Genomic DNA, 25,223 nt, shown 5'->3' on the forward strand with positions numbered 1-25,223 from the left:
GACCCTGCCGTCGCCCGCTCAGCGCTGGGGCCGGACGAAGGGGAAGCTCAGCACCTGGCGGATCGTGGCGCCGGTGAGCGCCATCACCAGCCTGTCCAGGCCGATCCCCAGCCCGCCCGTGGGGGGCATGCCGAGTTCGAGGGCGGCGAGGAACTCCTCGTCGACCTCCATGGCCTCCGGATCCCCCTGGGCGGCCTGCCAGGACTGCTCGACCAGGCGGCTGCGCTGCACGAGCGGATCGGCGAGCTCGGAGTAGGCGGTGCCCAGCTCCATGCCGCCGGCGACCAGGTCCCAGCGCTCCACCAGCCCGGGCTCGCTGCGGTGGGGCGCGGTCAGCGGCGAGGTCTCGGCCGGGAAGTCGAGGTAGAAGGTGGGCATCACGGTCATCGGCTCCACCAGTTCGCCGTAGAGCTCCTCCAGCACCCTCCCCGGCCCCCAGGTCGCTCCGGTCTCGATGCCGTGGGCGTGTGCCAGGTCGACCAGCTCACCCAGATCGGTGCTCAACGAGACCTCACGGCCGAGCGCCTGCGAGACGGCGTCGCACACCCTCGCCCGGGGCCACTGGCCCGAGATGTCGGTGAGCCGCATCGCCCCGTCGGCGCCGGGCAGCGGCATCGCCTCGCGGCCGTGCACGGCCGCCGCGGCCCGCTGGATGATGCGCTGGGTCAGCAGCAGCATGTCGATGTAGTCGGCAAAGGGCTGGTATGCCTCCACCACGGTGAACTCCGGGTTGTGGGAGGAGTCCGCGCCCTCGTTGCGGAAGTTCTTCCCGATCTCGAAGACCGCCCCGAAACCGGCCACCACGAGCCTCTTCAACGCCAACTCCGGGGCTATGCGCAGCACCAGGTCGGTGTCGTAGGCGTTGATGTGGGTACGGAAGGGGCGGGCGCTCGCGCCGCCGTGCACCGTGTTGAGCATCGGGGTCTCGACCTCGTGGAAGCCGGCCTCGGACAGGCAGCCCCGCACCGCGGCGATGGCCCGGCTGCGGGCGGCCAGCAGTTCCAGCTGGTCGGGGTGGACGATGAGGTCGAGACAGCGGTTGCGCACCCTCGCCCGGGGGTCGTCGAAACCTCCCCAGGGGATCGGCTGCAGGGCCTTCGCCAGCACCTGCCACGAACTCACGAGCAGCGACGGGGTCCCGTTGCGGGACCGTCCCGCGGCGGCGTGCACGCCCACCAGGTCGCCGCGGTCGAGGAGCCGCGCGGCCCTCGCCACCTCGGCGCGACCCAGGACGTCGGCCTCGAGGACGAGCTGGTGCGATGCCCCGGCGTCGACCAGGTCGACGAAGCAGACCCCGCCGTGGTGGCGGACGGCCCGCACCCGGCCGACGATCTCGACACCGGGGTCGACTGCGGCATCGGCCGGCAGGTCGCGCAGCCACACGGCGTTCCGGTTCCCGACCGGGTAGCCCGGCTCGCCGACGGCGCGCAGCGCCTCCAGGTGTGCGAGCCGCTGCCGGGACTGGTCGCTGCGGCGCACCGTGTCGATCTCGGGGGGCCGCGCCTCGGTGAGTTCCCTCAGCTCGGCCAGCTCCGCCGGCCCCAGTGTCGCGGACGACGGCGCGCCCCGGTGCAGCCAGAACAGGTCCGGCAGGAAGCCCTCGGCCAGCATGGCGGCCCCGACGACCTGAGGCGCCGTCAGCGGGGTGGGCAGCACCAGGTAACGCGGCCGCCACTCGGGACGGTACTTCGCGTTGGAACGGTACAAACGCTGGATCTGCCAGAACCGGTCCAGGGCGCCCAGCATCCTCGAGCCCGCCCGGTTGATCGGCGCCGCGGCCACGTCCTCGGCCTGGGCGAAGACGTGGCGCAGGAACGCGAAGTTCAGCGAGACCCGGCGGATGGCATGCCCCTTGCCCCAGACCATGAGCTCGGCGAGCAGGAACTCGTTGACCCCGTTGGGGGCCTGCGGGTCGCGCCGCATGAGGTCCAGTGAGAGCCCGTAGCGGCCCCAGGGCAGGAAGGTCATCATGGCCAGCGGGCGGTCGGACTCGTCCCGCACCGTGGCCACCACGATGCGGGGGTCGGCCTCGTCGCCGAGGCGTCCGAGTTCCATCGAGTAGCCGCGCTCGGTCTCGTCGCCGCGCCAGCGTTCGGCCAGCGCCCTCACCTCGTCGATCTGCTCGGGGGCCAGCTCGCCCTGGAAACCGATGACGGCGCGCAGTCCGTCGCGTCTGGCCCGGGCCCAGGCGCGACGCACCTCGCCCATCGCGGTGCTGTTGAGCTGGAAGGCTGCGGTGTCGAGGACGGCCTCGTCGCCCAGACGCAGTACGGTGAAACCGAGAGCGAGGGCGTAGGCCCTTGCGCCGGCCTCGCTGCACGCCAGCACGGCGGGAGTCCAGCCGTAGCGGCGGCTCTCGGCGTGCCAGGATTCGATCGTCCTCCCCCAGCACGTTGGGTCGCCGATCGGGTCGCCGGAGGCCAGCGCCACCCCGCCGAAGACCTGGTAGCCGATCGCGGCCCGCCGTGACTCGTCGAAGTACAGCAGCCGCTCGCGGCGGGTGCTCACATAGCCCAGCGAGTCGTCCTCACCGTGATCGAGCAGCAGCCTCCGCAGGTGCAGTTCGTTGCCCGGCTCCCAGGAGCCCGCCGGACGCGCCGTCCGGATGAAGACGACGACCGCCCCGATCACCGAGGCGCCGAGGATGAGCGAGGTGATGAAGGGTACGACGCCACCGACCTGGGTGCCCTGCCAGGCCGGCGGCAGGGTGATGTCGACCGATCTCGCGAGCACGGCAAGGGTCTGTCGCCATGGCTCGCCGGAGTCGTCGCGCAGCAGGACGAGCAGGTGGGCCACCGCCGTGGCGAGCAGCCCGCCGCACAGCAGCACGAGGACGGCACGCAGCCACGAGCCCGGCGCGAAGCGTGCCGGGAACGCCGGCCACAGCCAGATCACCAGGGCGCAGGCCGCCACCGAGACGGCCACCAGGACGACGGCCAGCACCAGGGTCGGCACGAAGAGCACCGAGGTCTCCGCGGGGCCCTCCACGGTTCCGGCGGTGATCTCCACGGAGTCCCTGAACCAGATCATCAGCACGAGGATCGTGATCGCCCGCAGGACGCCCAGCAGCTGGAACAGCAGCACCAGCAGCAGGGCCAGTCGCTTGCGGTGCACCAGGCCGTGGGTGATGACCGCCATGAGCGCCACCGAGACCAGTGACGCCCCCACCGGCAGGTTCAGCAGCGCGATGGCGAAGTCCACCCACCACGGCGCCTCGTCGCGGTGCAGAAGCCGGTACCTGCACCACAGCACCAAGGCGCAGACGGTGCCGATCGCGTAGATCCAGCTGAGCGCGTTCGCGGCCCGCTGCCGCCGCAGGGCCCTCATGCCGCCACCCAGGAGAACTGCGAGGACTCGCCCAGCCAGGAGAGCCCGACCGGCAGCCCCGATGCCCACACCGACGGGGCGTGCCCGCCGCTCTCCAGCAGTGTGGTGGTCAGCGACGTCGGGGCCTTGACGTGCGGCTCGAAACGCCTCAGCTCGGTATAGGGCATCTCGTCGTCCATGGCCGTCCAGGCCCACAGCCGCACGTCGGGCGCGTCCTGCTCGGCTATGCGCGCCAGGTCGTACTCTGCGTCGTCCTCGGGACGGTAGGCCTCGCCGACGAAGAAGGGCCGGAAGTAGCCCGCCATGGAGACGGAGTGGCCGAACAGCTCGGGATGACGCATGGTGAGCATCGTCGAGCACCAGCCGCCGGCGCTCAGCCCCAGGGTGGCCCAGCCCTGCCGGTCGGCGACCGCTCGCAGATTGGCCGTGATCCACGGCACGATGCTCGACGTCACCCAGCTCTCGGTGCGGACGCTGCCGTCGGAGGCGTCCACGCACTCGGTGTCGAGGTTGCCGGGGAAGACGTCGGGCACCACGACGATGGCCTCGCGCATCTTCTGCTCCCCGACCAGGTCCTCGATGCGCTGCCCGATCGCCATGTCCCCCTCCTGGTAGGTGGAGATCGATCCGGGCACGCCGGCGAAGGCGAGTACCACCGGGTAGAACCGCTCGGGGTGGGACAGATAGCTGGCCGGCAGCCACACCAGGGCCTGGTGCCCGGCCTGTCCCTGCTGCCCCGGGATGGTGACGGTGAGATAGCGGCTCCGGTCCGGGTCGCTCCAGTCCTGGGAGCCGAACGCGGGGTTCTGCCTGGGATCCTCCTGCAGGGCGCTGGGCTGTCCAGTGGCCCAGGGCGCCGTCGTCGTCGACTCGGCCTCCACCCGGCCGGAGGTCGAGACGTCGACGACCTCACCGGCCCCCGCCAGGCTCGCCCATGTGGGGTACCAGCCCTGCGTCGCGTTGAGGCCGAGAGCCAGGACGAGGATGCTCAGCAGGATGCTGGACAGCACCCCCACGACCTGGCGCACGACCGCCCGCCAGGGTTTCACAGCGGGCCGCAGGGGCACCCGGATGAGTACCCAGACCAGCACCGCGATCAGCGCGGCGGCAGCCACCCCGACGGGCACCGGGCTGCCGAGTTCCAACCATTGAGGCATTGCATGTCTCGTTTCCATCACCTGGGTCACGCGCCAAGAGCGGATCCCAGCGTTCGTATGCTCGGGTGAGAGGGAAAACTACCTAGGCCGCGAGACGGTTTTGGCCCGTTGACGCCCTGTTCAGGACTCGCGAAGGACTCGTCGCCGGTTTTTCAACCGGCCAGTGGAGACCCGGGTCATTCCCGGGGCGGACTTCTGCTTATTCGGCCACGGTCGCAATGGTGGGGCGCATGGGGTCGAAGCCACGACCCGGGGATGACGAATCGCCTGATCTGGCCTGTTGAACCAGTGGCTTTACCCGGCACCCCACAGGGTCATCATGGGGCTCATCGCCCTCCTGGACCCACTTGCTGGAGAACTTGGTATCGGCGGTGTACGCAACAGGAGATCGTCGGCCTCCACTGCCCTGACCGGCGACCACGACCTCGTGGTCGTCAACGAGGGGGGCGCTGGCGGTCCCGTCGAGATCGCCCTGCGTTCAGGTGGCGGCCGCCCAGCTGCGCGTGGCGGCCCGGCGACTCCCCCGCCAGCCCGCCCACGCACCGGTTCACTTCAGGTCGCGGAAGAACCGGTCCCAGGGCATCTCGAGGGGAGCGTCCTCGGCGACCACCGAGTAGAGGAAGCGGCACAGCGGGTACTCGTCGGCGCCGATGACACCCCGCTCGGTCAGCGGTCCGAGCGCCTTGCCGATGACCTTGATGGCCGCGACGCCCTCGAGCGTCACGCCCTTCATGCGCTCCTCCTGCACCTGTGAGAAGGGGATACCCTCGCCGACGAAACCGCCGGCCTTGACGTTGCGTCCGCCCATCGAGGTGACGAACATGTCGCCCACTCCGCCCAGGCCGTCCCCGGTCTCCGGTTCGCCGCCCATGAGCTTGATGAAGGAGCGCAGCTCCTTCTGCCCCTGTGCGAAGACCGCTGCGCCGTAGTTGTACATGACGTAGCGGTCGTCCTGCTTGCCGGCCTTGCGCAGCAGGCCCTGCGCGAAGCCTGCGGCGAAGGCGTAGACGTTCTTCGTTGCCGCGCCGGTCTCGTGTCCGACGAAGTCGGTGGACGTCCACACGTGGTAGTAGTCGGTGCGGAAGAGATCCGCGATGTACTCGAGGTCCTGCTTGTCCTGGCCGCAGAAGACCACGCAGGTGTCGTGGTGGACGGCAACCTCGCCTGCGATGGAGGGGCCGACGACGGCGTTCCACGAGACCTGCTCGGCCAGCTGGGGGTCGAAGTAGGAGCGCAGCACGTCGGGCAGGATGTGCATCGTGCCGTCCTCGTCGGCCCGCATGCCCTTGGTGACGCACAGGAGCTTCTGCCCGGGCCTCATCAGCCCGGCCAGCTGCTCACCGGCCCACTCGAGACCGAAGGAGTTCACGCCGCACATGACGACATCGGCGTCGGCGATGGCCTCGGCCGCGTCCTCCAACTGGTAGGCGCGGACGCCGTCGTTGACCTTGAGCCCGAGGTCGGGGTGCACGCCTGTCCGTTGAATCGAGTCGATGATCTCCCGGTCGAGGAAGGTGCCGACGAGCCGGACGTCGTTGCCGTTCTCGGAGGTCGGGAAGGACAGGGCCGTGGCCATGATGCCCGAGCCCAGCGCAGCGATGACTGCCATGTGAGTGGTTTCCCTTCAGTTCGGTTGTGCGTTATCTCGGTTGCGTGGCCCCAGACCGTACAGGGCCGGGGTGGGTCATGTTCGGGACTGTCCCGCTGCCTCGGCGCGGTCCCGGAAGATGCGCGCCCGCATGTCCTTGAGCTGGTGCATCGGGGAGACGCCGTTGTAGTGGCCGAAGAGGTCGTGCAGCTGCTTGTAGATGCCGTACAGGGCGTCGTACTGCTCGGCCGTCTCCTCGTTCGGCACGTAGGCGTTCCGCTCGACCGAGGTCATCGAGTCGGCCGCGGCGAACACGTCCGGGTACACGCCGGCCGCCACGGCGGCGAAGACAGCCGCCCCGAGAGCGCCGGTCTGCTCGACCAGCGAGACGGAGATGGGTCGGCGCGTGACGTCGGCGAGCATCTGCATGTAGTAGGCGTTGCGCAGCAGGCCGCCCGCGGCGACGATCTCGTCGACGCCGATGCCGTGTTCCTCGAAGTTCTCGATGATGACACGGCAGCCGAAGGCGGTGGCCTCCAACAGCGCCCGGTAGACGTCCTCGGGGCGGGTTGCCAGCGTCTGGCCGAGAACGAGGCCGGAGAGCCTGGCGTCGGCGAGGATCGACCGGTTGCCGTTGTGCCAGTCGAGCACCACCAGGCCGTGCTCGCCGACCTCCTGGCCCCTCGACTTCTCGACGAGGAGTTCGTGCACCGAGATCCCCCGCTCGGCCGCCTCGTTCTCGTAGGCCGCCGGTACGCAGTTGTCGATGAACCACGCGAAGATGTCACCGACAGCGGTCTGACCGCCCTCGAAACCCCAGTAGCCGTCCACGGCGCCGCCGTCGACGATCCCCAGCACGCCCGGGCAGTCGTGGTACCGCCGGTCGTTGATGATGTAGCAGGAGGATGTGCCGAGGATCGCCGTGAGCTGTCCTGGGCGGACGGCGTTGGCACCGGCGACGACCACGTGGGCGTCGATGTTCCCCGCCGCCACGGCGATGCCGGCCGGCAGCCCCATGAGTTCGGCGAACTCCCTTGTCAGGCCACCGACCCGGCTGCCCAGCGGGACGACCGGGTAGTTCATCTTCGTCTCGTAGACGTCTCCGAAACCGGGCTTGACGGCCTCGAGGTACTCCCGGGAGGGGTATGCGCCGTCCTGCAGCATGCGCTTGTAGCCCGAGTCTCCGGCGGCGGCTGCGAGCCTGCCCGTCAACCGCCAGGTGAGCCAGTCGACCAGGTCGACGATGACCCCGGCGGCCGCGTAGACCGTGGGGGCCATTTCGACGACCTCCAGCACCTTGGGCAGCAACAGCTCCGAGGAGAGCACACCGCCGTACCGGGCGAGCCAGGGCTCCCGGCGGGCCTCCGCGATCTTCACCAGGCGGATGGCCTGGTTCTGGGCGCCGTGGTGCTTCCACAGTTTCGGGTAGGCGTGGATCTCGTTCTCGAACCCGGGCTTCTCGCACAGCGGCGTGCCGTCGGCGTCAACGAGGAGCACCGTCGCCGAGGTGGCGTCGACGCCGATCCCGACGATGTCGCCGGGATCGACACCAGCGGCCGCGATGGCGGCGGGAACGGACTCGCGCAGCACCTTGATGTAGTCGCCGGGGTTCTGCAGGGCGAACTCCGGCGGCAGGGTCCGGCCGTCGCCAGCGGTCAGCGCGTGGTCCATGACGCCGTGGGGGTACTCGGTGACGTGCGTGCCGAGTTGCTCGCCGTTCGCGGCGTCCACGACGACGGCCCGGCCCGACAGCGTGCCGAAGTCGATGCCGAGAAGGTATTTCCTGTCAGACACTGGCCTCGCCCTCCTCATGATGAGCGGGATCGGTTCCAGACACACTCGGGAATGGAGCCAGCGGGGCTGGAGGCAGTGACCACGGTGTTCACGACTCACGGGCCCGTCGGCGCGGTGAGCATGTCGCATCCGACGGTATCAGCCGCAGGCCGACGGCGCGAGAAGGGCCGGACGGCCGGCACAGCCCCTGCCACGAGACCAGGGTTCACACGGAGACAACCCTGATCCCCACTGGTGGTTGCCCGTCACGGGTCACCGTTCTGCCCCGAAGTGACTCGACCATGCCCGGACGGCCGATTCCAACACCTCTAGCTTGCGAGTTGGATCAGCAGCTGGTGATGGACGTCGGCTTTCCCCTTGGTGACATATTGAATGTCCTCCAATCCTCCGATGGCCAGTCCCGGCGCGAAGAAGTAGATCTCATCCGCAGCCAAGGAGCCGCACTTCTTCCTTGCACTGTCGAACAGGCTCCTCCTGAGGACTTCTTCCTCCACCTCGGGATCCAGCAGATAGGTCAGAAACTCACTGATCGTGTACGCCGGAACGGTTGCCCTGCGGTAGTGGATGTCCAACAGCGAGACATCGTAAATCCCACCACCCAGATTACGGAAATAGAAAAGGTCCCCGAAGCCGGTCATCATGAATGGAATCCTCGACGAGTCCCTGCCCCCGATCCATGAGTACAGGATCTCCGCGTATTCCTCTGGATCTATCAACTTGAGGATGCCGTCCCCATAATTTCCAAGGCCATGTCGTTTGATGAAGTCAAGCAATCCGTCCGGGAGCCCTGCATTCTCACATGCCTGTATTGCACGCTCTGAGGGCTCCACCAGGTCACCCGAGGGCTGGTACTTCTCGAGGAACGCCTCCCACATTTCTTCCGAGGGTGGCTTGTCAATGCTGACGAGTGCCTCCAGGACCTCCTCCGGAAGTGAGTTCTCGGCATTCCTCTTGGATTTGTCAGAAAGTCCCATGAATCTTCACCTCAACGTTTCTTTTTGTCGCCACCCAACGATGGTCACACAAAAAATTTACCCGGACAGGATTGTTGCCGTTTTCACCCGATTACCCCGAGAAAGGGTCCTGTCGTGGAGATGACTGGGTCAGCATTAACTCGTCAGCCTCCGGGGGCGGCCAGCACGAGTGCCATCATACATCAGATTTCCCGGAAGGCGCAACGACCGACTCTCTTACCCGATCCCCATCGAAATACACTCCCCTCCCCACGAGAACGGACGGACTCCGGCAACAATCCAGGGCGTGAGGTCAACCCGCAATTTCTTGAAGATGCCAGACAAAGACGCAGCCAGAAGAACCATGGCGTGGGGTTTTGAGCAAACCTCCACTTGCCGGCTCGGCCGCCGGCAACAGATACTCATCACACTCAACCGTCAGGCACAGAAATCAGGGGTTGTGAACTCCTGGTGGGGCGTGTGGGGCTCGAACCCACGACCCAGGGATTATGAGTCCCCTGCTCTGACCTGCTGAGCTAACGCCCCCTGCCCGGCTCGGTGCCAGACTCCTCACAGGCTAGCCGATGAACTGCTCAGCGCGGGCACAGCCCATCGACCAGAGCGCCGAGCCATGCGGCGATCCCGGCCGGGCCGTCGCACAGCACGTCGGCGCGTTCGGCGAGTTCGGGCACCTCCGCCGAACCGGAGACGACCACCGCGCCCGGGTGCTCCTCGTCGCGCCAGGCCCGCACCGCGTCGAAGGCCGCGATGTCGCCTCTGTCGTCCCCGCAGAAGGCGAGTGCGGCGGGGTCCAGTCCGGCCACGAGTTCACGCACCACGTCGCCCTTCGTCAGGGCGCTGGCGCGCAGCTCGATGACGTCGCGCCCCGGTTCGACACCCAGACGGAGTTCGCTCGCCAGGGCACGCAGCCCCGGTTCGAGCGCGGCGAGCGCGGCATCGGGGTCGGTGCACGAGCGGGTGTGCACGCCGATCGCCAGGCCCTTGTCCTCCAGCCGCACCCCCTCGACCTGGCGGCCCGCGGCCGCCGCGCGGTCGACGAGTTCGGGGATCCGGCGCCTCGCCGCCCGCACGGCCTCGGGAACGGGGGGTACGGTGACCTCGCCGGTGGCGCCGTCCCAGCGCTCCGCGCCGTACTGGCCGAAGATGCGCAGCCGCTTGGCGTGCGCAAGACGGTCGAGGCCGCCCAGGTCGAGCACCGTGCGCACGGGGCGGCCGGTGACGACGGCGACGCACCGGATCCGCCCGGCCAGGGCGTCCACGGCGTCCAGGGCGGCGGGCAGGGGCCGGGCGTCCTCGGGCCGTTCGACGATCGGTGCCAGCGTGCCGTCGAAGTCGAGGCAGACCACGGCCCGTTCGGGCCTGTCGATGACCGCCTGCTGGACGCTCCGGGCCCAGCGTGTCATGGGCCGCGCGGCCGGGTGCTGCGGGACGTGTGAACTGCTCATGGGTTCACTGTGCCAGAAGGCGTGCACACCCGGCGCGGACCCGCCTTGGTAGCCTTGAGGAAAATCAGTCGAAGTCAAGGGGGTCTTCGCCCATGTCACTCGACCCAGCGAGCAGTTCACCCGAACCCGCGCCCTCGGATGCGCCCTCACCCGTCGGACCCGCCGACATGGGCACCCGCGGCGACGCCCAGTTCGTCGTCGTGGCGAACCGTCTGCCGGTCGACCGCACGACCGAGGACGACGGCACGCAGGGCTGGCAGGCCTCCCCCGGCGGTCTCGTCACCGCCCTCATCCCGGTGATGAAGGAGCAAGGCGGCACCTGGGTGGGCTGGGGCGGCTCGGCCGACGAGGACATCGAGCCCTTCACCTTCGACGGTTTCGGCGTGCAGCCCGTGCCGCTCAGCAGCCAGGAGGTCGCCGAGTACTACGAGGGCATGTCGAACACCACCTTCTGGCCGCTCTACCACGACTGCGTCGCCCACCCCGAATACCACCGCGAGTGGTGGGACTCGTACCTGCGGGTCAACGAGCGCTTCGCCAACGCCGCCGCCGAGGTCGCGGCCCCCGGCGCGACCGTGTGGGTGCAGGACTACCAGCTGCAGAACGTCCCGGAGCTGCTGCGCGAGATGCGCCCGGACCTGCGCATCGGCTTCTTCCTGCACATCCCCTTCCCCCCGCCGGAGCTGTTCCGGCAGCTGCCCTGGCGGACCCAGGTCATCCAGGGACTGCTCGGCGCCGATCTCGTCGGCTTCCAGGACCCGGGCTCGGCCCACAACTTCGCGAGCCTGTCCCGTCTCATCACCAGCGGGCGGCCGCGGCGAGGCGAGATCCACCTGCCCGACGGACGCACCGTCATCGCCCGCGACTACCCGATCTCCATCGACGCGCAGGAGATGCTCGACATGTCCCGTACCCCCCAGGTGCGGGAGGCCGCCGCCCAGCTGCGCCGCGATCTCGGCGACCCCGACCACATCTTCCTGGGTGTGGACCGACTCGACTACACCAAGGGGCTGCGGCACCGGGTGCGGGCCTTCGGCGAGCTGTTCACCTCCGGCCAGCTCGACCCCGAACGCAACGTCTACCTGCAGGTCGCCACGCCGACCAGGGAGAACGTCGAGCAGTACAAGGAGCTTCGCTCCCAGCTCGACGAGATGGTCGGGCGCATCAACTCCTCGGTGGGACGGATCGGGCGCAGTGCCATCGAGTACCGGCACTCCAGCTACCCGAAGACCGCCCTGGCCGCCATGTACCGAGCCGCCGACGTGGCGGTCATCACGCCGCTGCGCGACGGCATGAACCTGGTGGCCAAGGAGTACATCGCCGCGCACGACTCCGACGACGGCTCGCTCGTGCTCAGCGAGTTCGCGGGCGCGGCCATCGAACTCAAACAGGCCTACCTGGTCAACCCCTACGACCTCAACGGCTTGAAGAACCAGCTGCTGCGCGCCAGCGGCGACGACCACGCCAACCACGCGCGCCGGATGAGGGCCATGCGCAAGCACGTGTTCCGGCACGACATCGACGAGTGGGCGGCCAACTTCCTCCGCGACCTGGGCGTCCCCACCCAGCAGGGGTGACTGCTGAACGCCCCGGGGAGGCAGTTGCACGATTCCGGCCTCCCAGGCGGACCGAACCGGCTCCATGCTGGATTCTTCCCGCGCGTGTACTAGGGTCTACGGGGTCAGCCGGCCACGGCTGATGCCGCGTTCTCAGCGAAGCCGGTGCGAATCCGGCGCTGTCCCGCAACGGTGATGGGGCCATGGGCCCCGAGCCCGGTCGCCTGAACGTGGCGGTAATCGGCTCCCGGTTGAGGAGAACGGCCCCGGCCGTGTCCCCTTGACCCCATTCGGTGAAGGACGGCCCGGTGATCGGCTCTCGCTCCTGCGGTGCGGCTGCACTCCGCGCGCCGTCCGCCCTCGGTCCAGGCGCCGGGGAATCCTCCACGGCCGACGGGCGGTCCCTGCCGGTGGCCCCCTCGGGGCGGCCTCTGCCGGCGAATCCCTCAGGCGGGCAGCTTCTGCTGCCCGGGCATCCAGGTCAGGTAGGCCACCTGGCCGTGACGCAGCCGGTCCCAGCGCACCCGGCGGTGGCCCAGCCCGCCGAGCATCGACGTGAAGCAGCAGCCCATGTCGGAGTGGCCGACGACGATGACACGGCTGTTCACGCCGGCGGCGACCTGTCCGAGGAAGACACGAAGGCGGGCGTAGACGTCGACGACCGACTCGCCGCCGCCCCAGCGCACCTCGGTGACGTCCAGGCCCGGCGGGGTGGACTCGGCGGCGAGCTCTCCCGCCTCGGCGCCGTCGAGGCGACCGTGATTCTGCTCGCGCAGCAGGGCCGTGGTCTTCACCGGCAGGCCGGTGACGAGGGCGATCTGCTCGGCGGTGCGGCGGGCGCGCACCATGTCGGAACTCCACAGGGCGTCGGCGCCCCAGCCCGCGAGCTGCCTGGCGGCGGCCTTGGCCTGCGCGCGGCCGCGCGCGGTGAGATCGGGGTTCATCTGCCCGCCGAGGACGCGCCCTCCGAGGTTCCCCTCGGACTCCCCGTGACGCACCAGTGCGAATTCGATACGGGCCTGCCTCATGTCAGCAGACTAGTGGGGGCCGGACGATCATGAGGCAGCGCATACACCCCAGCGGGCACGTGGCCGGTCACCCGGGTCGCACGACCGAAGGACTGGGCAGGGGCCTGGGTCTCGTCGCCGGGCTGCTCGCGGACCGTGTTCTGCTCGACCCGCCGAACGCCGCCCACCCGGTGGCCTGGTTCGGCCGGTGGGCCGGCTGGTTGGAGCAACGCATGTGGGCCGACACGGCGCCCCGCGGCGCCGCCTACTGCCTCATCGCCGGCGCCCCCGCCGCGGCCGCCGGACTCTTGCTGGAGGCGGCCGGGCGGCGCGGCCTCGTCGCACGCATCGTCACCACGGGTGCCGCCACGTGGGTGGTGCTCGGCGCCGGCTCGCTGGCCCGCGAGGGCCTCACGATGGCCGACCAGCTCGTCTACGGCGACCTCGACGGCGCCCGCGAGCAGCTCCCGCACCTGTGCGGGCGACTCGCGGCCGGGCTGGACGAACCGGAGCTGGCCCGCGCCACCGTCGAGTCGATGGCCGAGAACACCGCCGACTCGGCCGTCGCCTCACTGTTCTGGGGCGCCGTCGGCGGCGTCCCGGCGATGCTCGTTCACCGTGCCGTCAACACGCTCGACGCCATGGTCGGCCACCACAACGAACGCTACGAGCACTTCGGCGCCTTCTCGGCCCGACTCGACGACGCCCTCGACCTGGTGCCGGCGCGCGTCACCGGCGCCCTGGCCTGCGCGCTCGCACCCGCCGTCGGCGGCAGCGCCCCGCGCGCCGCACGCATCATGGTCCGTGACGCCACCAACCACCCCAGCCCGAACGGCGGGTGGTGCGAGGCGGCCTGGGCCGGCGCGCTCGGCGTCCAGCTGGGCGGGCGCAACGTCTACCCGGGCGGGCGCGTCGAGCACCGGGGGCTGCTCGGCGAGGGCCCACGGCCCGATGGCGCCGCGGTGCGCGCGGCCAGCAGGCTCGTCCTCCTGGTCAGCGGGGCCGCCGGCGCGCTGGCCGGGCTCGGGGCGCTCGCCGCCTGCCGGGCCCGGCCCCCACGGACACGCCGTCGTGGTGCACGCCACCGGAAAGGACAACCATGAGTGGCCTCCTCATGACCGGGACGAGTTCGGATGCGGGCAAGTCCGCCCTCGTCACGGGCCTGTGCCGGATAGCGGCCCGGCGCGGCATCGACGTCGTCCCCTTCAAGGCGCAGAACATGTCGAACAACTCGATGGTCTGTCCCGACGGCGCCGAGATCGGACGCGCCCAGTACCTCCAGGCCACCGCCGCCGGGGTCGTCCCCGCCGCCGGCATGAACCCCGTCCTGCTCAAGCCGGGCACCGACCGCCGCAGCTTCATCGTCCTCATGGGCTCGCCGGCCGGTGAACTCGACGCCGGGGAGTACGCCACCGGACGCCGCCGGCTCGCCGAGGCGGCCTTCGACGCCTACGCGGCCCTGGCTGCCGAGCACGACCTGGTGATCTGCGAGGGCGCCGGCAGCCCGGCCGAGATCAACCTGCGCTCCGGTGACTACGTCAACATGGGCCTGGCCAGGCGCTTCAACCTGCCCACCGTCATCATCGGCGACATCGACCGCGGCGGCGTGCTCGCCAGCCTGTACGGCACCTGGGCACTGCTGGACGAGCCCGACCGGGCGCTGCTGCGCGGCTACGTCATCAACAAGTTCCGCGGTGACGCCTCGGTCCTCGCCCCCGGCCTGGCCGAGATCAGCGCGCGCACCGGCATGACCGGCTACGGCGTGCTGCCCTGGCTCGCGGGCGTGTGGATCGACGGCGAGGACGCCCTGAACGTCGACCGCTGGGCCCGCGAGGAGGACCGGGACCGTGCTGGTCTGCGGGTCGCGGCCATCCGGCTGCCGCGCATCTCGAATGCCACCGACGTCGAGGCGCTGGCCGCCGAACCCGGCGTGGACGTGCAGGTGACCGATGACCCGTCCGTGGCAGAGCGGGCCGACCTGCTCGTCCTGCCCGGCTCCCGCTCCACCGTCAGCGACCTCGCCTGGCTGAACGAGCGCGGCCTCGGGCAGATCATCGCCCACCGCCACGCGCAGGGCCGCCCGGTGCTGGGCATCTGCGGCGGCTACGAGATGCTCGCCCAGCGGATGGACGACGAGATCGAGTCGGGGGCCGGCGTCGTGCCCGGCCTGGGACTGCTGCCGGTGCGCGTGCGGTTCGACGGCGACAAGACCGTCCGCGTCGCCACCTACACCTACCGGGGAATGGACGTCACCGGCTACGAGATCCACCACGGCCTCTGCGAGGTCACCGGCGGCGAGCCCTTCCTCGACGGCGTGCGCAGCGCCAACACCTGGGGGACCATGCTGCACGGCAGCCTCGAGAACGACGCCTTCCGGCGCGCCCTCCTGTCCGAGGTCGCCGCCGCCACCGGCTCGGGGTGGACGCCGGACGAGAACGCCCCGGGATACGCGCGCCGCCGAGAGCAGATGATCGAGACGCTGGCCGACGCGATGGAGGAGCACCTCGACATCGACGCCCTGCTGGCGCTGGCCGAGGAGCACGCATGACGAGTGACCGCCCCGAACTGAACCGCACCGTCGCCGATCCAGGGATCACCACGGCGGACGCCGCCGCCGGGCACGCCGCGGCACCGAGCACCGCCCGGCTGCGCCGCAAGGCCCGGCTCATCGTCAACACCGGCGACGGGAAGGGCAAGTCCACCGCCGCCTTCGGCATGGGCCTGCGCGGCTGGGCGCACGGCTGGTCGATCGGCGTCTTCCAGTTCGTGAAGTCCGGCAAGTGGCCCGCCGGTGAACGGCTCGCCTACGAACGGCTGGGCGCCCTGCACGAGGCGGAGGGTGTCGGTGGGGCCGTCGAGTGGCAGTGCTTCGGCCAGGGCTGGAGCTGGCTGCGGGGCACCGACCCGGCCGACGACGAGGCCATGGCACAAGCCGGCTGGGCGCACGTGAGCGCCCTCATCGAGGCCCAGACGCACGACCTGTACATCCTCGACGAGTTCACCCACGTCCTGGCCAGGGGGTGGGTCGACCCCCAGGAGGCGGCACGCCTCCTCGCCGGCCGGCCCGGCGTGCAGCACGTGGTCATCACCGGGCGCGGCTGCCCGCAGCCGATCATCGACGTGGCCGACCTCGTCACATCCATGGACAAGATCAAACACCCCTTCGACAAGGGGGAACGTGGTCAGGTGGGGATCGAGTGGTGAACACCTCGGCAGCAGTGACAATGCCCCGCGTCGTCATCGGCGCGCCGAGCTCGAGCACCGGCAAGACGACCGTGGCGATCGGCCTCATGGCCGCGCTCAGCGCGCGCGGTCACGCCGTGGCCGGTTTCAAGGTGGGGCCGGACTACATCGATCCCGGCTACCACGCGCTGGCGTGCGGACGTCCCGGGCGCAACCTCGACCCCTTCCTGTGCGGCGCCGAACGCATCGTGCCGCTGTTCGAGCACGGCGCACTGGCCCCGACGCCGGCCGACGTGGCGGTCGTCGAGGGCGTCATGGGCATGTTCGACGGCAAGCTCGGCCCCTGGCCGGACGGCACCGACGACCCGGTGGGCTTCGGCTCGACCGCCCACGTGGCGCGGCTGCTGGACGCCCCGGTGATCCTCGTCGCCGACACCTCGCACGCCTCCCGCAGCACCGCAGCCGTCTGCGCCGGGATGGCCGCGTTCGACGAGCGCATCCGCGTCGGCGGTGTCATCCTCAACCGGGTGATGAGCCCGCGGGTGGCCGACGAGATCGAGGCGGGCTGCGCCCGCTTCGGCCTGCCGGTCCTCGGGCGAATCCCCACGGCCGGCCAGGTACGGGTCGGTTCCCGGCACCTGGGGCTCGTCACGGCCGACGAGCAGGGCGCCCGGGCCGAGGAGGTCGTGGGGCGGGCGGGGGACCTGATCGGCGAGCACGTCGACCTGGACGCCGTGGTGTCCCTGGCGGGCACCGCCGGCCGGCTCCCCGGCACCCCCTGGGACCCCGCCGCCGAACTGGCCCGGGTGGGCGGGAGCGCCGTCATCGCCATGGCCGCCGGCCAGGCCTTCACCTTCCGCTACACCGAGACCGCCGAGCTTCTCGAGGCAGCGGGGTGCACGGTGGTGCCGTTCGACCCGCTACTCGACGAGCAGCTGCCCCGCGGCACCGCCGGCGTCTACCTGGGCGGGGGCTTCCCCCAGATCCACGCCGCCGCGCTGGCCGCCAACGGGCCGCTGCGCGCCCAGATCCGCGCCCTGGCAGACCAGGGCATGCCCGTGGTCGCCGAGTGCGCCGGCCTGCTCTACCTGTGCCGCAGCCTCGACGGCCTGCAGATGGCCGGGGTCCTCGACCTCGACTCGGCGATGACACCGCGCCTCACGATGGGTTACCACGTGGCCACGGCCGCAGCCGACAGCTTCCTGGTGCGTGCCGGCGAACAGGTCCGCGCCCACGAGTTCCACCGCACGACCACCGAACCGGCCATCGGCGGCGCACCCCCGACCGTTGCCTGGGACGTCGACGGCCGCGGCGAGGGCGCAGTCGCCTCCCCCGCCGGCGGCCTCGCCAGCGTGCACGCCAGCTACCAGCACCTGCACTGGGCCGGGTGCCCGCGGCTGGCCGAACGATTCGCCGCCGCCGCCGCCGGCTTCTCCGCTCGCCCTGCCCCAGCTGCTCCCCCGGCGGCCGCATCCCAGCCCGGGGCGATCGACCTGAGCCATCACGGCGACCAGGACGTGGCGCCCGGGGCGACGGACCTGGCCGTCAACGTGCACGCGCCCACTCCCCCGCCCTGGCTCGTGCAGGAACTCACCGCCCGCGCCGACGGCTGGGGCCGCTACCCCGACGCCGAACCGGCCCGCCGCGCCATCGCCGCCCTGCACGACGTGCGACCGGAACAGGTGCTCGTCACCGCCGGCGGTTCGGAGGCGTTCAGCCTCATCGCCTCGGCCCTCACACCGGCATGGGCCACCATCGTGCACCCGCAGTTCACCGAGCCGGAGCTGGCGCTGCGCGCCAAGGGCCGCCCCGTCGGACGTCTCGTCCTGCGTCCCGAGGAGGGTTTCACGCTCGACCCCGGACGCGTCCACCCGCGCAGCGACCTGGTCGTCATCGGCAACCCGACGAACCCCACCGGCGTGCTGCACCCGGCGGGAGCACTGCGCGAGCTGCGCGCGCCGGGACGCGTCGTGGTCGTCGACGAGGCCTTCATGGACAACGTGCCCGGCGAGCCGGACTCGCTCATCGGCCCCGCCATGGACGGCCTACTCGTGGTGCGTTCGCTGACGAAGACCTGGTCGATCCCGGGGCTGCGGATCGGCTACGTCGTCGGCGACCCGGACCTCGTCGCGGGTCTGGCGGCGCACCAGCCGGCCTGGCCCGTCTCGGCGCCCGCCATTGACGCCGCACTGGCCACGGCCCGGCCGGAGGCCGTCGCCCTGGCGAGGCGGCAGGCACGCGAGACGGCCGCGGACCGGCAGGTCCTCGTCGCCGAGCTCACCAGGATCGGCGTGGCCACGGTGCCCGCCCCGGCCGGCCCATTCGTCCTCGCCGACCTGCGCGGGCACGACCCGCAGCGGCTGCGGGCGCACCTGCGCGCCGCCGGGTTCACGGTGCGCGGCGGCGAGTCCTTCCCCGGGCTGGGGGCCGGCTGGCTGCGTCTGGCCGTGCGCGACCCGGACACGACCAGGGCCTTCGTCAGGGCCCTCGACGACCACCTCGCCGCGGAGCGCGGCGAGGACACGACAAGGCAAGGAGCTGATGACACACATGCACGGTGAAGCGCTGAGGCAGGCCATCGAGAAGATCGGCCCCCTCGACGAGGACGCCCGGGCGAGAGCCCTGGCCTGGCAGGACGACCTGACGAAGGTTCCGGGCTCGCTCGGCGACCTGGAGGCCTTCGGTGTGCAGTTGTGCGCCATCTCCGGGCAGTGCCCGCCCCCGGTGCCCGCCCCCGGCTTCGTCGGTGTCTTCGAGGGGGACCACGGCGTGCAGACCAACAAGGTCTCCCCCTGGCCCCAGGAGATCACCTACACCATGGGGGTGAACCTGGCGTCGGGCGGGGCCTCGGTCAGTGTCCTGGCTCGCCATGCCGGGGCCGATTACAGGCTCTACAACGTGGGCGGCCTCAAGGAGCTCCCCGAGGGCGACCACATCGTCAACTGCCGTGTCGCGGCCGGCACCGCCGACCTGACCCAGGGGCCGGCGATGACCCGAGAGCAGGCCACCGAGGCCCTCGACATCGGTGTCGAAGCCGCCCGGGACGCCGTCTCGTCCGGCGCGAGGGCGCTCGTTCCCGGCGAACTCGGTATCGGCAACACCACCCCGGCCGCCGCCCTCATCGCCGCCTACACCGGGCGCCCCGCCGATGCCGTCACCGGGCGCGGCGCCGGCGCCGACGACGAGATGCTCGCCCGCAAGACGCGCACCGTCGAACAGGGCCTGGCGGCCAACCACGTCGCCGATCAGGACGCCCTGGGCATCCTGGCCGGCGTCGGCGGGCTCGAGCACGCCGCGATGGCGGGCTTCATCCTGGGCGGAGCCGCCGCCCGCGTCCCCGTCGTCCTGGACGGGGTCATCGCGGTCTCGGCGGCCCTCGCCGCCGTCGCCCTGGCCCCACAGGCCAGGGACTACCTGTTCGCCGGCCACCTGGGGCCCGAACCGGGTCTGCGTGTCGGCCTCGAGACACTCGGCCTGACACCGCTCATCCAGCTCGGCATGCACCTGGGCGAGGGCTCGGGCGCCGCGCTGGCCCTGCCCGTTCTCGCCGCCGCCGCCAAGATCATGCGCGAGATGTCCCACTTCTCCGACGGCCAGGTGAGCGGGGAGCGCGAGGTATGAGCCGCGTCACCATCGACCTGCCCGACGAAGACCCGCGCACCGGGGCACTCCTCGAGGCGCTGCAGGCGTTCGGCGCCCGCCCCACCCCGGCCGTGGCGCGGCGGACCCTCGTCACCGGCGGGGCGCGCTCGGGCAAGTCGAGCTATGCCGAGTCGCTGCTCGCCGGCGAGCGGGTGGTCGACTACGTGGCCACGAGCGCACGCGACGAGGACGACCCGGAGTGGATGGCGCGCATCGCGGCCCACGTGGCCCGCCGGCCCGCCGGCTGGAACACGATCGAGACGCTCGACGTGGCCGCCGTCCTGGCATCCGACGGGCCGCCCGTCCTCGTGGACTGTCTGAGCGTGTGGCTGACCCGCGTCCTCGACGAGACCGGGTTCTGGGCCGACCGGGAGGCGGCCGAACCGGCGGTGCGGGCGCGCGTCGACGAGCTGGCCGCCGCCCTGGGCGCCAGCCGGCGCACCGTGGTGCTCGTCACCAACGAGGTCGGGTCCGGGATCGTCCCGGCCGGTGCGGGAAGCCGGGGCTTCCGCGACTGGCTGGGCGTCCTCAACGCCACCATCGCCGATCTGTGCGACCGGGCCGTCCTGTGCGTGGCGGGCCGGGCCCTCGACCTGCCGGCCACAATGACGCTGGCCTCCCCGGCCCGCGCCCCGGAGCAGGCCTGATGGCCGGCGGTTTCGTCACCGCATGGGCGATGTTCACCGTCATCCCGGCGCCGACGGTCGAGGACTTCAGCAGGCCGGCATGCGCCCGGGCCATGCGGATGATCCCGGTCATCGGCCTGTGCCTGGGCGTGCTGGCCGGTGCCGCCGCTGCCCTCATCGAGTTCCTCGACGGCGGCCGGCTGCTCGCCATGGCGGCCGGCCTGGCGGTCCTGGCGCTGGCCAACGGCTGCTTCCACCTGGACGGCCTGGCCGACACGGCCGACGGCCTGGGCTCTCGCAAGCCACCCGAAGAGGCGCTGCACATCATGAAGCAGTCCGACATCGGGCCGATGGGAGTCGTCGCGGTCGTCGGCGTGCTCGCCCTGGAGCTCACCGCAGCCGCCTCCCCGCACCTGGCCGGCTGGCGCGGGGTCTGGGCGCTCGTGACGATGCCGATGGTCGCCCGCACCGGCGCGGTCCTGGCCAGCCGCCGCGGCGTGCCCTGCGCGCCGACGAGCAGCCTGGGGCGGCTCTTCGCGGACCTGACGACACCGGTCACTCTCGTCCTCGACCTGGCCGGCGTGCTCGTCGTCTCGGCGGTCAGCGGCTGGCTGCTGTTCGGCGTCCGCGTCGGCGCCGCAGCGGCCGCGGCCTGCGCGATCGCCTGGGTCGTCGAGGCACTGTGGCAGCGTCACCTGCTGTCCCGGCTGGGCGGTATGACCGGTGACACCTATGGCAGCCTCATCGAACTGACCGGGCTCGGCTATCTGCTCGCCCTGGCACTCCTCGCCTGAACCCCCCGCCACGGCAGGAATGCTCTCCGGCCCCGCGCCGGGCGGTCGGACGTGCACTGGCCGGGGCACCGAAACCCGGTCGCCGGCCGGTCAGGGCCTCGGCCGAGGTCTGCGGCTGCGTGCCCGACGGGCCAGCAGCCGGCCGATGAGACGCGGCAGGAGGGCCCCGGCGCCCAGGCCGGCGGCCAGGCCGCCCAGCCAGCCGGCGCCGGGCCGCCGTTGTTCTCTGCGTGCGCTCGTGGCCGGCGACGGGTTGGTCGGGCTCCACGAGGTTCGCTGCGCCAGCCGTTGCGGGAGGCGCTGCCGCGCACCTCGGTCCGGCCCCCGGTTGATGACCGGGCCGCGGTGAGCCATCGCGTCGGCGGGCGGGCCGCCCAGGCCCGACATGAGGCTGCCCATGACGGTGTCGAGCGCGTAGGCGGTGTTGCGGCGGGCCGCGGCGTCCAGGTCCGACTCCTCGTCCAGGCGACGGGCCTGGTCCTCGTCGGCGGCGTCCCAGTGCCCGGGCACGGTGACCACGTCGTCGCGGTGGCGCAGCGGCTGGTCGAAGTCGCTCCAGCGCCTGGCGACGGCCGGCTGATTGGCGGTCGCTATCCAGCAGGCGACGTACAGGATGAGGCGGGCGAAGATGTTGAGGAACAGCAGGGCCACCACGAAGGATGCGCCCCACAGTGCTGCGCTGCGGTTCCGGGCGAACATCGCCGCCAGCGTGCCGGCCCCCGCCTGCAACACCCAGAACATGACGGCAGCCATGAGTGAGCCGCGCCGCACCGACCGCCGCGGCGCCTTGTTGTCGGCCGGCAGGATCGTGAAGAAGGCGTAGAAGAGCATCCAGCCGGAGGCCAGCGAGACGGACGCGGACACCAGCCTGACCAGCCAGTTCGACAGGCCGAGGGCGTCGAACGGCAGCAGGTGGACCAGGTCCTCGCCCCAGGTGATGAACACCGTGTTGGCGCCGAGGCCCAGCAGGATGAGCACGATGAAGCCGATCAGCTGCCCCATGTTGATGAGGACCTCGATGAAGAAGAAGTGCCTCTTCTCGGTGGTGTCGAACTCTGGACGCCACATGGCCCGGATGGCGCCCTTGACGTTTCCCACCCAGCCGGCGCCGGCCCACAGGGCCACGGCGATGGCGACCAGTCCGACCGCCTGCCAGTTGTAGAGGTACTGGTCGACGTAGGTCAGGATCGTGTCACGCACCGGGCCCGCTGTGACGTTGCGGCCGATGAGTTCCTTCACCTGCGCCAGCCAGGAGGGGCGGATGCGCGTCAGGACGAAACCCAGGCCGCTGAACGCGAACATGAGGACCGGCACGACCGCCAGCACACTGAAGTAGGTGATGCCGCCGGCGAACTGATTGCCGAGACGGTTGTTGAACCGTTCATTGGTGCGCCACAGATGGGCGACGACGGGGTTGCGCGCGGCCCGGGTCAGGAGCCGGTTGACGCGGTCGGCCGGTCCACGGGCCGCCTCGACCGCGGGGGCCGGGGAGGGCAGCGCGTGGTAGATCCGGCTCATCGACCACCGCCGCTGGCGCAGGACCGCCCTGCGGCGGGGACGGCGGCGTCGGCACGCGGCACCACCACGGCAGGAGCAGGATCCATGGTGACGAGTCTAACGGGGCGGCCGGAACGCCAGGGGGAGCGCGAACGGGCGGGGCGCCGGGCCCTCAGGTGGCTGCCCGCCGCCTGCGGGCCAGTTCGTCATCGCCGCCGGTCAGGTCGGTGCGTTCGGTGGGCAGCTCGGTGAGGGAGCCCTCCAGGTCACGCACGACCCCGTCCAGGGTGATCGCGAACATGCCCTGGCCGCCGCGCAGCAGGTCGAGCACCTCGTGTTCGCTGGTGCACTCGTAGACCGAGACGCCGTCGCTCATCAGCGTGATGCCGGTGAGGTTCTCGTCACCGCGGGCCCGCAGGTGGTCGATGGCCTTGCGGATCTGCTGCAGGGAGATGCCGGCGTCGAGCAGGTTCTTGACCACGCGCAGCATGAGGATGTCGCGGAACGAGTAGAGCCGCTGCGTGCCCGAGCCGTCGGCCGACCGGATGCCAGGGGTGACCAGACCGGTCCGTGCCCAGTAGTCGAGCTGGCGGTAGGTGATGCCTGCCGCCGAGCAGGCGACGGGGCCACGGAAACCCACGTCCTCGGGGACCGCCGAGAAATCGCCGTCGAAGAGCGCGTCCTGGGCGACCGGGGCGGGCGATGGGGCCTCAGGAACGGGGTTGGTCACAATGGCCTCTTTCGTCGGACGGGCAGCCTCGCTCGAGCGGCTGCACCCCTGACGGTAAGCGCCGACCCCTCGCCCGTGCAATCTTCCGGTGCCGGCGTGTCGGGCGCCTCCCGTGCCCGCCGCCGTCCCGGTGAGTCACCAGGGAACCCCTCCACGCGGCCATGGCTAGGGGTTTTCCTCGCCGAAATCATCCGCTTCGACCTCGTCGAGGAAACTCTTGAACTCCTCGATGACGTCGCTGTCGCCCTCGAAAGCCTCAACACCCAGTTGAGTCATGAGGTCGTCCGGGCACTCGAGGGGGAAACCCATGGTGTGCGACAGGACGGCGATGTCCGAGAGTCTCCCGGGTACCGGTTCACCGTCGACGACCAGTTCGGCGCTGAACACCCCGTCGGACCATCCGGTGATGCGACCCGTCAGCTCGTGCGTGCCGGTTGCGGCCAGCGCACGGGCGAAGAGCTCGTAGGTGCGCAGGCTCGGGTCGTCCTGGCTGTCGGGGTCTGCGGCGGCGAACAGCGCGGCAGCCACCTGGGCATCGACCCAGACCAGCAGGAAGCGGCTGGTCCAGGCCTGGCCGAGCATGAGCACCGGTTGTTCGGCGGACTCCATCATCTGCACCCCGACGATTGACAGTGTGATCATGATCAGTGCTCCAGGATCGTCTGAACGAGCGCGGCATGGGCATGCACGACGAGATTGGCGAGCTCGGCGACCACGCGGGCGTTGTTCCCGCCGCGGCGCGACAGGGGCAGCGCGCCCTGCTCGATGAGCCCGGCCTCGTGCTCGGCGGCCTGCTTGATGGCCCGCATGTGGCGGGTGTCCATGCCGTAGTCCTGCAGGCGGCGCGCGACGACGCAGATCATGAGGGCGTCACGCCCGTAGTACATGGAGTTGCGCCTCGGCAGCACCATCTGCTGGCGCTCCAGCTCGATGAGGGTCGCCTCGGGCAGCCCGGACTCGCGGATGAGTTCGCGCCGGGTCAGGCGCACCGTCTTGGGCCCCCGCTGGGTGGTGGCCGCCTGAGGGGTCGGGTCATCCACGGGCCCGGGCTGGGCGGGAGGCGGCGGGGGGTTCTCGGCGGCGGGGGGCTGCTGGCCGGCGTCCATCATCTCCAGGTGCTCGCGGATGACCTTGAGCGGCAGGTACTGGTCCCGCTGGACACGCAGGATGTAGCGCAGCCGGTCGATGTCGGCCGGTGAGTACTTGCGGTAGCCGGAGGGCGCCCGCTCGGGTGAGACGAGCCCTTCGGTCTCAAGGAAACGGATCTTCGAGATCGTGATGTCGGGGAACTCGGCCTTGAGGGTCTCGACCACGCGGCCGATACCGACGAGCTGAGCCGGGGGCATCAGCGAAGTCCGAGCTCACTCACGAAGAACACCATGCGGAACTTCCCGATCTGTACCTCTTCGCCGTGGCGCAGGACGGCCGAGCCGTCGACGAGGGTTCGGTTGACGTAGGTGCCGTTGAGACTGCCCAGGTCGGTGATCGTCACGCCGTCTGCGTCCATGATGAACTTCGCGTGGTGCCGCGACACCGTGATGTCGTCGAGGAAGATGTCGCAGTCGGGGCTGCGGCCGGCCAGTGTCTCGGGTTGGTCGAGCATGTAGCGTGCGCCGACGTCGGGGCCGCGGGTGACGACGAGCAGCGCATGGCCCGGGGGCAGGGCGTGAACCGCGGCGGAGTCCTCGGCGCTGATCTCGGCGTGGGGTGCGTGCGCGTCCTCGTCGATGGCGGGGATGACCGACGTGGTGTCGGACGCGGTGACCAGCCGCTCGCCGCACTGAGCGCAGAAATTGCTGCCGTCGGCGTTCTCGTGGCCGCACTTGGCGCAGATCATCATGATGTGACTCCCCCGTCGGACGCTGTGGCTGGGCCCTGCCACCATGGTAGCGGGAACCCGTGG

Annotated in this window: 20 protein-coding genes, 1 tRNA gene and 1 riboswitch; of the genes, 8 read left to right on the top strand and 13 right to left on the bottom strand. The window is 70.9% G+C overall.

Going from position 1 to position 25,223, the window contains the following annotated elements:
- Positions 1-18: 18 nt before the first annotated feature.
- The 7 genes from lysX to otsB form a co-directional block, all read right to left on the bottom strand.
- Positions 19-3,327, bottom strand: a complete 3,309-nt coding sequence (gene lysX / locus PROPJV5_RS01725) for a bifunctional lysylphosphatidylglycerol synthetase/lysine--tRNA ligase LysX (protein ID WP_119714591.1) — start codon at positions 3,325-3,327, stop codon at positions 19-21.
- Positions 3,324-4,484 (bottom strand): alpha/beta hydrolase, encoded by a 1,161-nt coding sequence (locus PROPJV5_RS01730; protein WP_182858523.1) that lies wholly within the window; start codon positions 4,482-4,484, stop codon positions 3,324-3,326. Before PROPJV5_RS01730 ends, lysX begins: the two co-directional genes overlap by 4 nt.
- Positions 4,485-5,031: 547 nt before the next feature.
- On the bottom strand, positions 5,032-6,093 hold the full coding sequence (locus tag PROPJV5_RS01735; protein WP_119714593.1) for an NAD(P)H-dependent glycerol-3-phosphate dehydrogenase: 1,062 nt from the start codon (positions 6,091-6,093) through the stop codon (positions 5,032-5,034).
- Positions 6,094-6,168: 75 nt separating this feature from the next.
- A complete protein-coding gene (locus PROPJV5_RS01740) occupies positions 6,169-7,866 on the bottom strand; it encodes a ribulokinase (RefSeq protein ID WP_119714594.1) in 1,698 nt (565 codons plus the stop codon).
- A gap of 308 nt (positions 7,867-8,174) precedes the next feature.
- The gene (locus tag PROPJV5_RS01745; RefSeq protein WP_119714595.1) at positions 8,175-8,840 is read right to left on the bottom strand and encodes a T6SS immunity protein Tdi1 domain-containing protein; all 666 of its coding nucleotides are present in this window, start codon (positions 8,838-8,840) and stop codon (positions 8,175-8,177) included.
- A gap of 448 nt (positions 8,841-9,288) precedes the next feature.
- Positions 9,289-9,365, bottom strand: a tRNA-Ile gene (locus PROPJV5_RS01750).
- A gap of 47 nt (positions 9,366-9,412) precedes the next feature.
- Complete coding sequence (gene otsB / locus PROPJV5_RS01755) at positions 9,413-10,285, bottom strand: trehalose-phosphatase (protein ID WP_119714596.1); 873 nt, start codon at positions 10,283-10,285, stop codon at positions 9,413-9,415.
- A gap of 167 nt (positions 10,286-10,452) precedes the next feature.
- On the opposite strand from otsB, the gene PROPJV5_RS01760 reads away from it, so the two are divergent.
- A complete protein-coding gene (locus PROPJV5_RS01760; RefSeq protein ID WP_119714680.1) occupies positions 10,453-11,862 on the top strand; it encodes an alpha,alpha-trehalose-phosphate synthase (UDP-forming) in 1,410 nt (469 codons plus the stop codon).
- 140 nt (positions 11,863-12,002) lie between these two features.
- Positions 12,003-12,061, top strand: a riboswitch (cobalamin riboswitch).
- Between the two features lie 226 nt (positions 12,062-12,287).
- Here the strand turns inward: PROPJV5_RS01760 and PROPJV5_RS01765 are convergent.
- Positions 12,288-12,869, bottom strand: a complete 582-nt coding sequence (locus PROPJV5_RS01765; RefSeq protein WP_119714597.1) for a histidine phosphatase family protein — start codon at positions 12,867-12,869, stop codon at positions 12,288-12,290.
- Positions 12,870-12,898: 29 nt separating this feature from the next.
- Between PROPJV5_RS01765 and cbiB the strand changes: the two genes are divergently transcribed.
- The 7 genes from cbiB to PROPJV5_RS01800 are packed head-to-tail and all read left to right on the top strand — an operon-like array spanning position 12,899 to position 21,093.
- Complete coding sequence (gene cbiB, locus PROPJV5_RS01770) at positions 12,899-13,951, top strand: adenosylcobinamide-phosphate synthase CbiB (protein WP_119714598.1); 1,053 nt, start codon at positions 12,899-12,901, stop codon at positions 13,949-13,951.
- Entirely contained in the window at positions 13,948-15,396 is a 1,449-nt protein-coding gene (locus PROPJV5_RS01775; protein ID WP_119714599.1) for a cobyric acid synthase, read from the top strand. Before cbiB ends, PROPJV5_RS01775 begins: the two co-directional genes overlap by 4 nt.
- Positions 15,393-16,052, top strand: a complete 660-nt coding sequence (gene cobO, locus PROPJV5_RS01780; RefSeq protein ID WP_119714600.1) for a cob(I)yrinic acid a,c-diamide adenosyltransferase — start codon at positions 15,393-15,395, stop codon at positions 16,050-16,052. Before PROPJV5_RS01775 ends, cobO begins: the two co-directional genes overlap by 4 nt.
- A gap of 20 nt (positions 16,053-16,072) precedes the next feature.
- Positions 16,073-18,592, top strand: a complete 2,520-nt coding sequence (locus tag PROPJV5_RS01785) for a bifunctional hydrogenobyrinic acid a,c-diamide synthase/histidinol phosphate aminotransferase CobBC (protein WP_182858536.1) — start codon at positions 16,073-16,075, stop codon at positions 18,590-18,592.
- Positions 18,573-19,652, top strand: a complete 1,080-nt coding sequence (gene cobT, locus PROPJV5_RS01790; protein ID WP_239018350.1) for a nicotinate-nucleotide--dimethylbenzimidazole phosphoribosyltransferase — start codon at positions 18,573-18,575, stop codon at positions 19,650-19,652. Before PROPJV5_RS01785 ends, cobT begins: the two co-directional genes overlap by 20 nt.
- Entirely contained in the window at positions 19,649-20,320 is a 672-nt protein-coding gene (locus PROPJV5_RS01795) for a bifunctional adenosylcobinamide kinase/adenosylcobinamide-phosphate guanylyltransferase (protein WP_119714602.1), read from the top strand. Before cobT ends, PROPJV5_RS01795 begins: the two co-directional genes overlap by 4 nt.
- The gene (locus PROPJV5_RS01800) at positions 20,320-21,093 is read left to right on the top strand and encodes an adenosylcobinamide-GDP ribazoletransferase (RefSeq protein WP_119714603.1); all 774 of its coding nucleotides are present in this window, start codon (positions 20,320-20,322) and stop codon (positions 21,091-21,093) included. The genes PROPJV5_RS01795 and PROPJV5_RS01800 overlap by 1 nt, the downstream gene beginning before the upstream one ends.
- 90 nt (positions 21,094-21,183) lie before the next feature.
- Here the strand turns inward: PROPJV5_RS01800 and PROPJV5_RS01805 are convergent, their stop codons facing one another.
- From PROPJV5_RS01805 to PROPJV5_RS01825, 5 genes are all read right to left on the bottom strand, one after another.
- Entirely contained in the window at positions 21,184-22,611 is a 1,428-nt protein-coding gene (locus tag PROPJV5_RS01805; RefSeq protein ID WP_119714604.1) for a YihY/virulence factor BrkB family protein, read from the bottom strand.
- Between the two features lie 151 nt (positions 22,612-22,762).
- The gene (locus PROPJV5_RS01810; protein WP_119714605.1) at positions 22,763-23,320 is read right to left on the bottom strand and encodes a MerR family transcriptional regulator; all 558 of its coding nucleotides are present in this window, start codon (positions 23,318-23,320) and stop codon (positions 22,763-22,765) included.
- Between the two features lie 165 nt (positions 23,321-23,485).
- Complete coding sequence (locus PROPJV5_RS01815; RefSeq protein WP_119714606.1) at positions 23,486-23,962, bottom strand: bifunctional nuclease domain-containing protein; 477 nt, start codon at positions 23,960-23,962, stop codon at positions 23,486-23,488.
- Positions 23,963-23,964: 2 nt separating this feature from the next.
- Positions 23,965-24,666, bottom strand: a complete 702-nt coding sequence (ftsR, locus tag PROPJV5_RS01820; RefSeq protein ID WP_119714607.1) for a transcriptional regulator FtsR — start codon at positions 24,664-24,666, stop codon at positions 23,965-23,967.
- Positions 24,666-25,160, bottom strand: coding sequence for an FHA domain-containing protein (locus PROPJV5_RS01825; protein WP_119714608.1), 495 nt, complete (start codon positions 25,158-25,160; stop codon positions 24,666-24,668). Before PROPJV5_RS01825 ends, ftsR begins: the two co-directional genes overlap by 1 nt.
- Positions 25,161-25,223: the final 63 nt, after the last annotated feature.

The organism is Propionibacterium ruminifibrarum, from assembly GCF_900289195.1.
GTDB classification, from domain to species: Bacteria; Actinomycetota; Actinomycetes; order Propionibacteriales; family Propionibacteriaceae; genus Propionibacterium; species Propionibacterium ruminifibrarum.

What these genes read in the sequence shown, in the direction of transcription:
- PROPJV5_RS01730 (WP_182858523.1), bottom strand. Translation starts at nt 4,484, where the DNA reads ATGCCTCAATGGTTGGAACTCGGCAGCCCGGTGCCCGTCGGGGTGGCT.
- PROPJV5_RS01825 (WP_119714608.1), bottom strand. Translation starts at nt 25,160, where the DNA reads ATGATGATCTGCGCCAAGTGCGGCCACGAGAACGCCGACGGCAGCAAT.
- ftsR (WP_119714607.1), bottom strand. Translation starts at nt 24,666, where the DNA reads ATGCCCCCGGCTCAGCTCGTCGGTATCGGCCGCGTGGTCGAGACCCTC.
- PROPJV5_RS01745 (WP_119714595.1), bottom strand. Translation starts at nt 8,840, where the DNA reads ATGGGACTTTCTGACAAATCCAAGAGGAATGCCGAGAACTCACTTCCG.
- lysX (WP_119714591.1), bottom strand. Translation starts at nt 3,327, where the DNA reads ATGAGGGCCCTGCGGCGGCAGCGGGCCGCGAACGCGCTCAGCTGGATC.
- PROPJV5_RS01795 (WP_119714602.1), top strand. Translation starts at nt 19,649, where the DNA reads ATGAGCCGCGTCACCATCGACCTGCCCGACGAAGACCCGCGCACCGGG.
- otsB (WP_119714596.1), bottom strand. Translation starts at nt 10,285, where the DNA reads ATGAGCAGTTCACACGTCCCGCAGCACCCGGCCGCGCGGCCCATGACA.
- PROPJV5_RS01785 (WP_182858536.1), top strand. Translation starts at nt 16,073, where the DNA reads ATGCCCCGCGTCGTCATCGGCGCGCCGAGCTCGAGCACCGGCAAGACG.
- PROPJV5_RS01765 (WP_119714597.1), bottom strand. Translation starts at nt 12,869, where the DNA reads ATGAGGCAGGCCCGTATCGAATTCGCACTGGTGCGTCACGGGGAGTCC.
- PROPJV5_RS01775 (WP_119714599.1), top strand. Translation starts at nt 13,948, where the DNA reads ATGAGTGGCCTCCTCATGACCGGGACGAGTTCGGATGCGGGCAAGTCC.
- cobO (WP_119714600.1), top strand. Translation starts at nt 15,393, where the DNA reads ATGACGAGTGACCGCCCCGAACTGAACCGCACCGTCGCCGATCCAGGG.
- PROPJV5_RS01800 (WP_119714603.1), top strand. Translation starts at nt 20,320, where the DNA reads ATGGCCGGCGGTTTCGTCACCGCATGGGCGATGTTCACCGTCATCCCG.
- cbiB (WP_119714598.1), top strand. Translation starts at nt 12,899, where the DNA reads ATGAGGCAGCGCATACACCCCAGCGGGCACGTGGCCGGTCACCCGGGT.
- PROPJV5_RS01735 (WP_119714593.1), bottom strand. Translation starts at nt 6,093, where the DNA reads ATGGCAGTCATCGCTGCGCTGGGCTCGGGCATCATGGCCACGGCCCTG.
- PROPJV5_RS01815 (WP_119714606.1), bottom strand. Translation starts at nt 23,962, where the DNA reads ATGATCACACTGTCAATCGTCGGGGTGCAGATGATGGAGTCCGCCGAA.
- cobT (WP_239018350.1), top strand. Translation starts at nt 18,573, where the DNA reads ATGACACACATGCACGGTGAAGCGCTGAGGCAGGCCATCGAGAAGATC.
- PROPJV5_RS01760 (WP_119714680.1), top strand. Translation starts at nt 10,453, where the DNA reads ATGGGCACCCGCGGCGACGCCCAGTTCGTCGTCGTGGCGAACCGTCTG.
- PROPJV5_RS01805 (WP_119714604.1), bottom strand. Translation starts at nt 22,611, where the DNA reads ATGAGCCGGATCTACCACGCGCTGCCCTCCCCGGCCCCCGCGGTCGAG.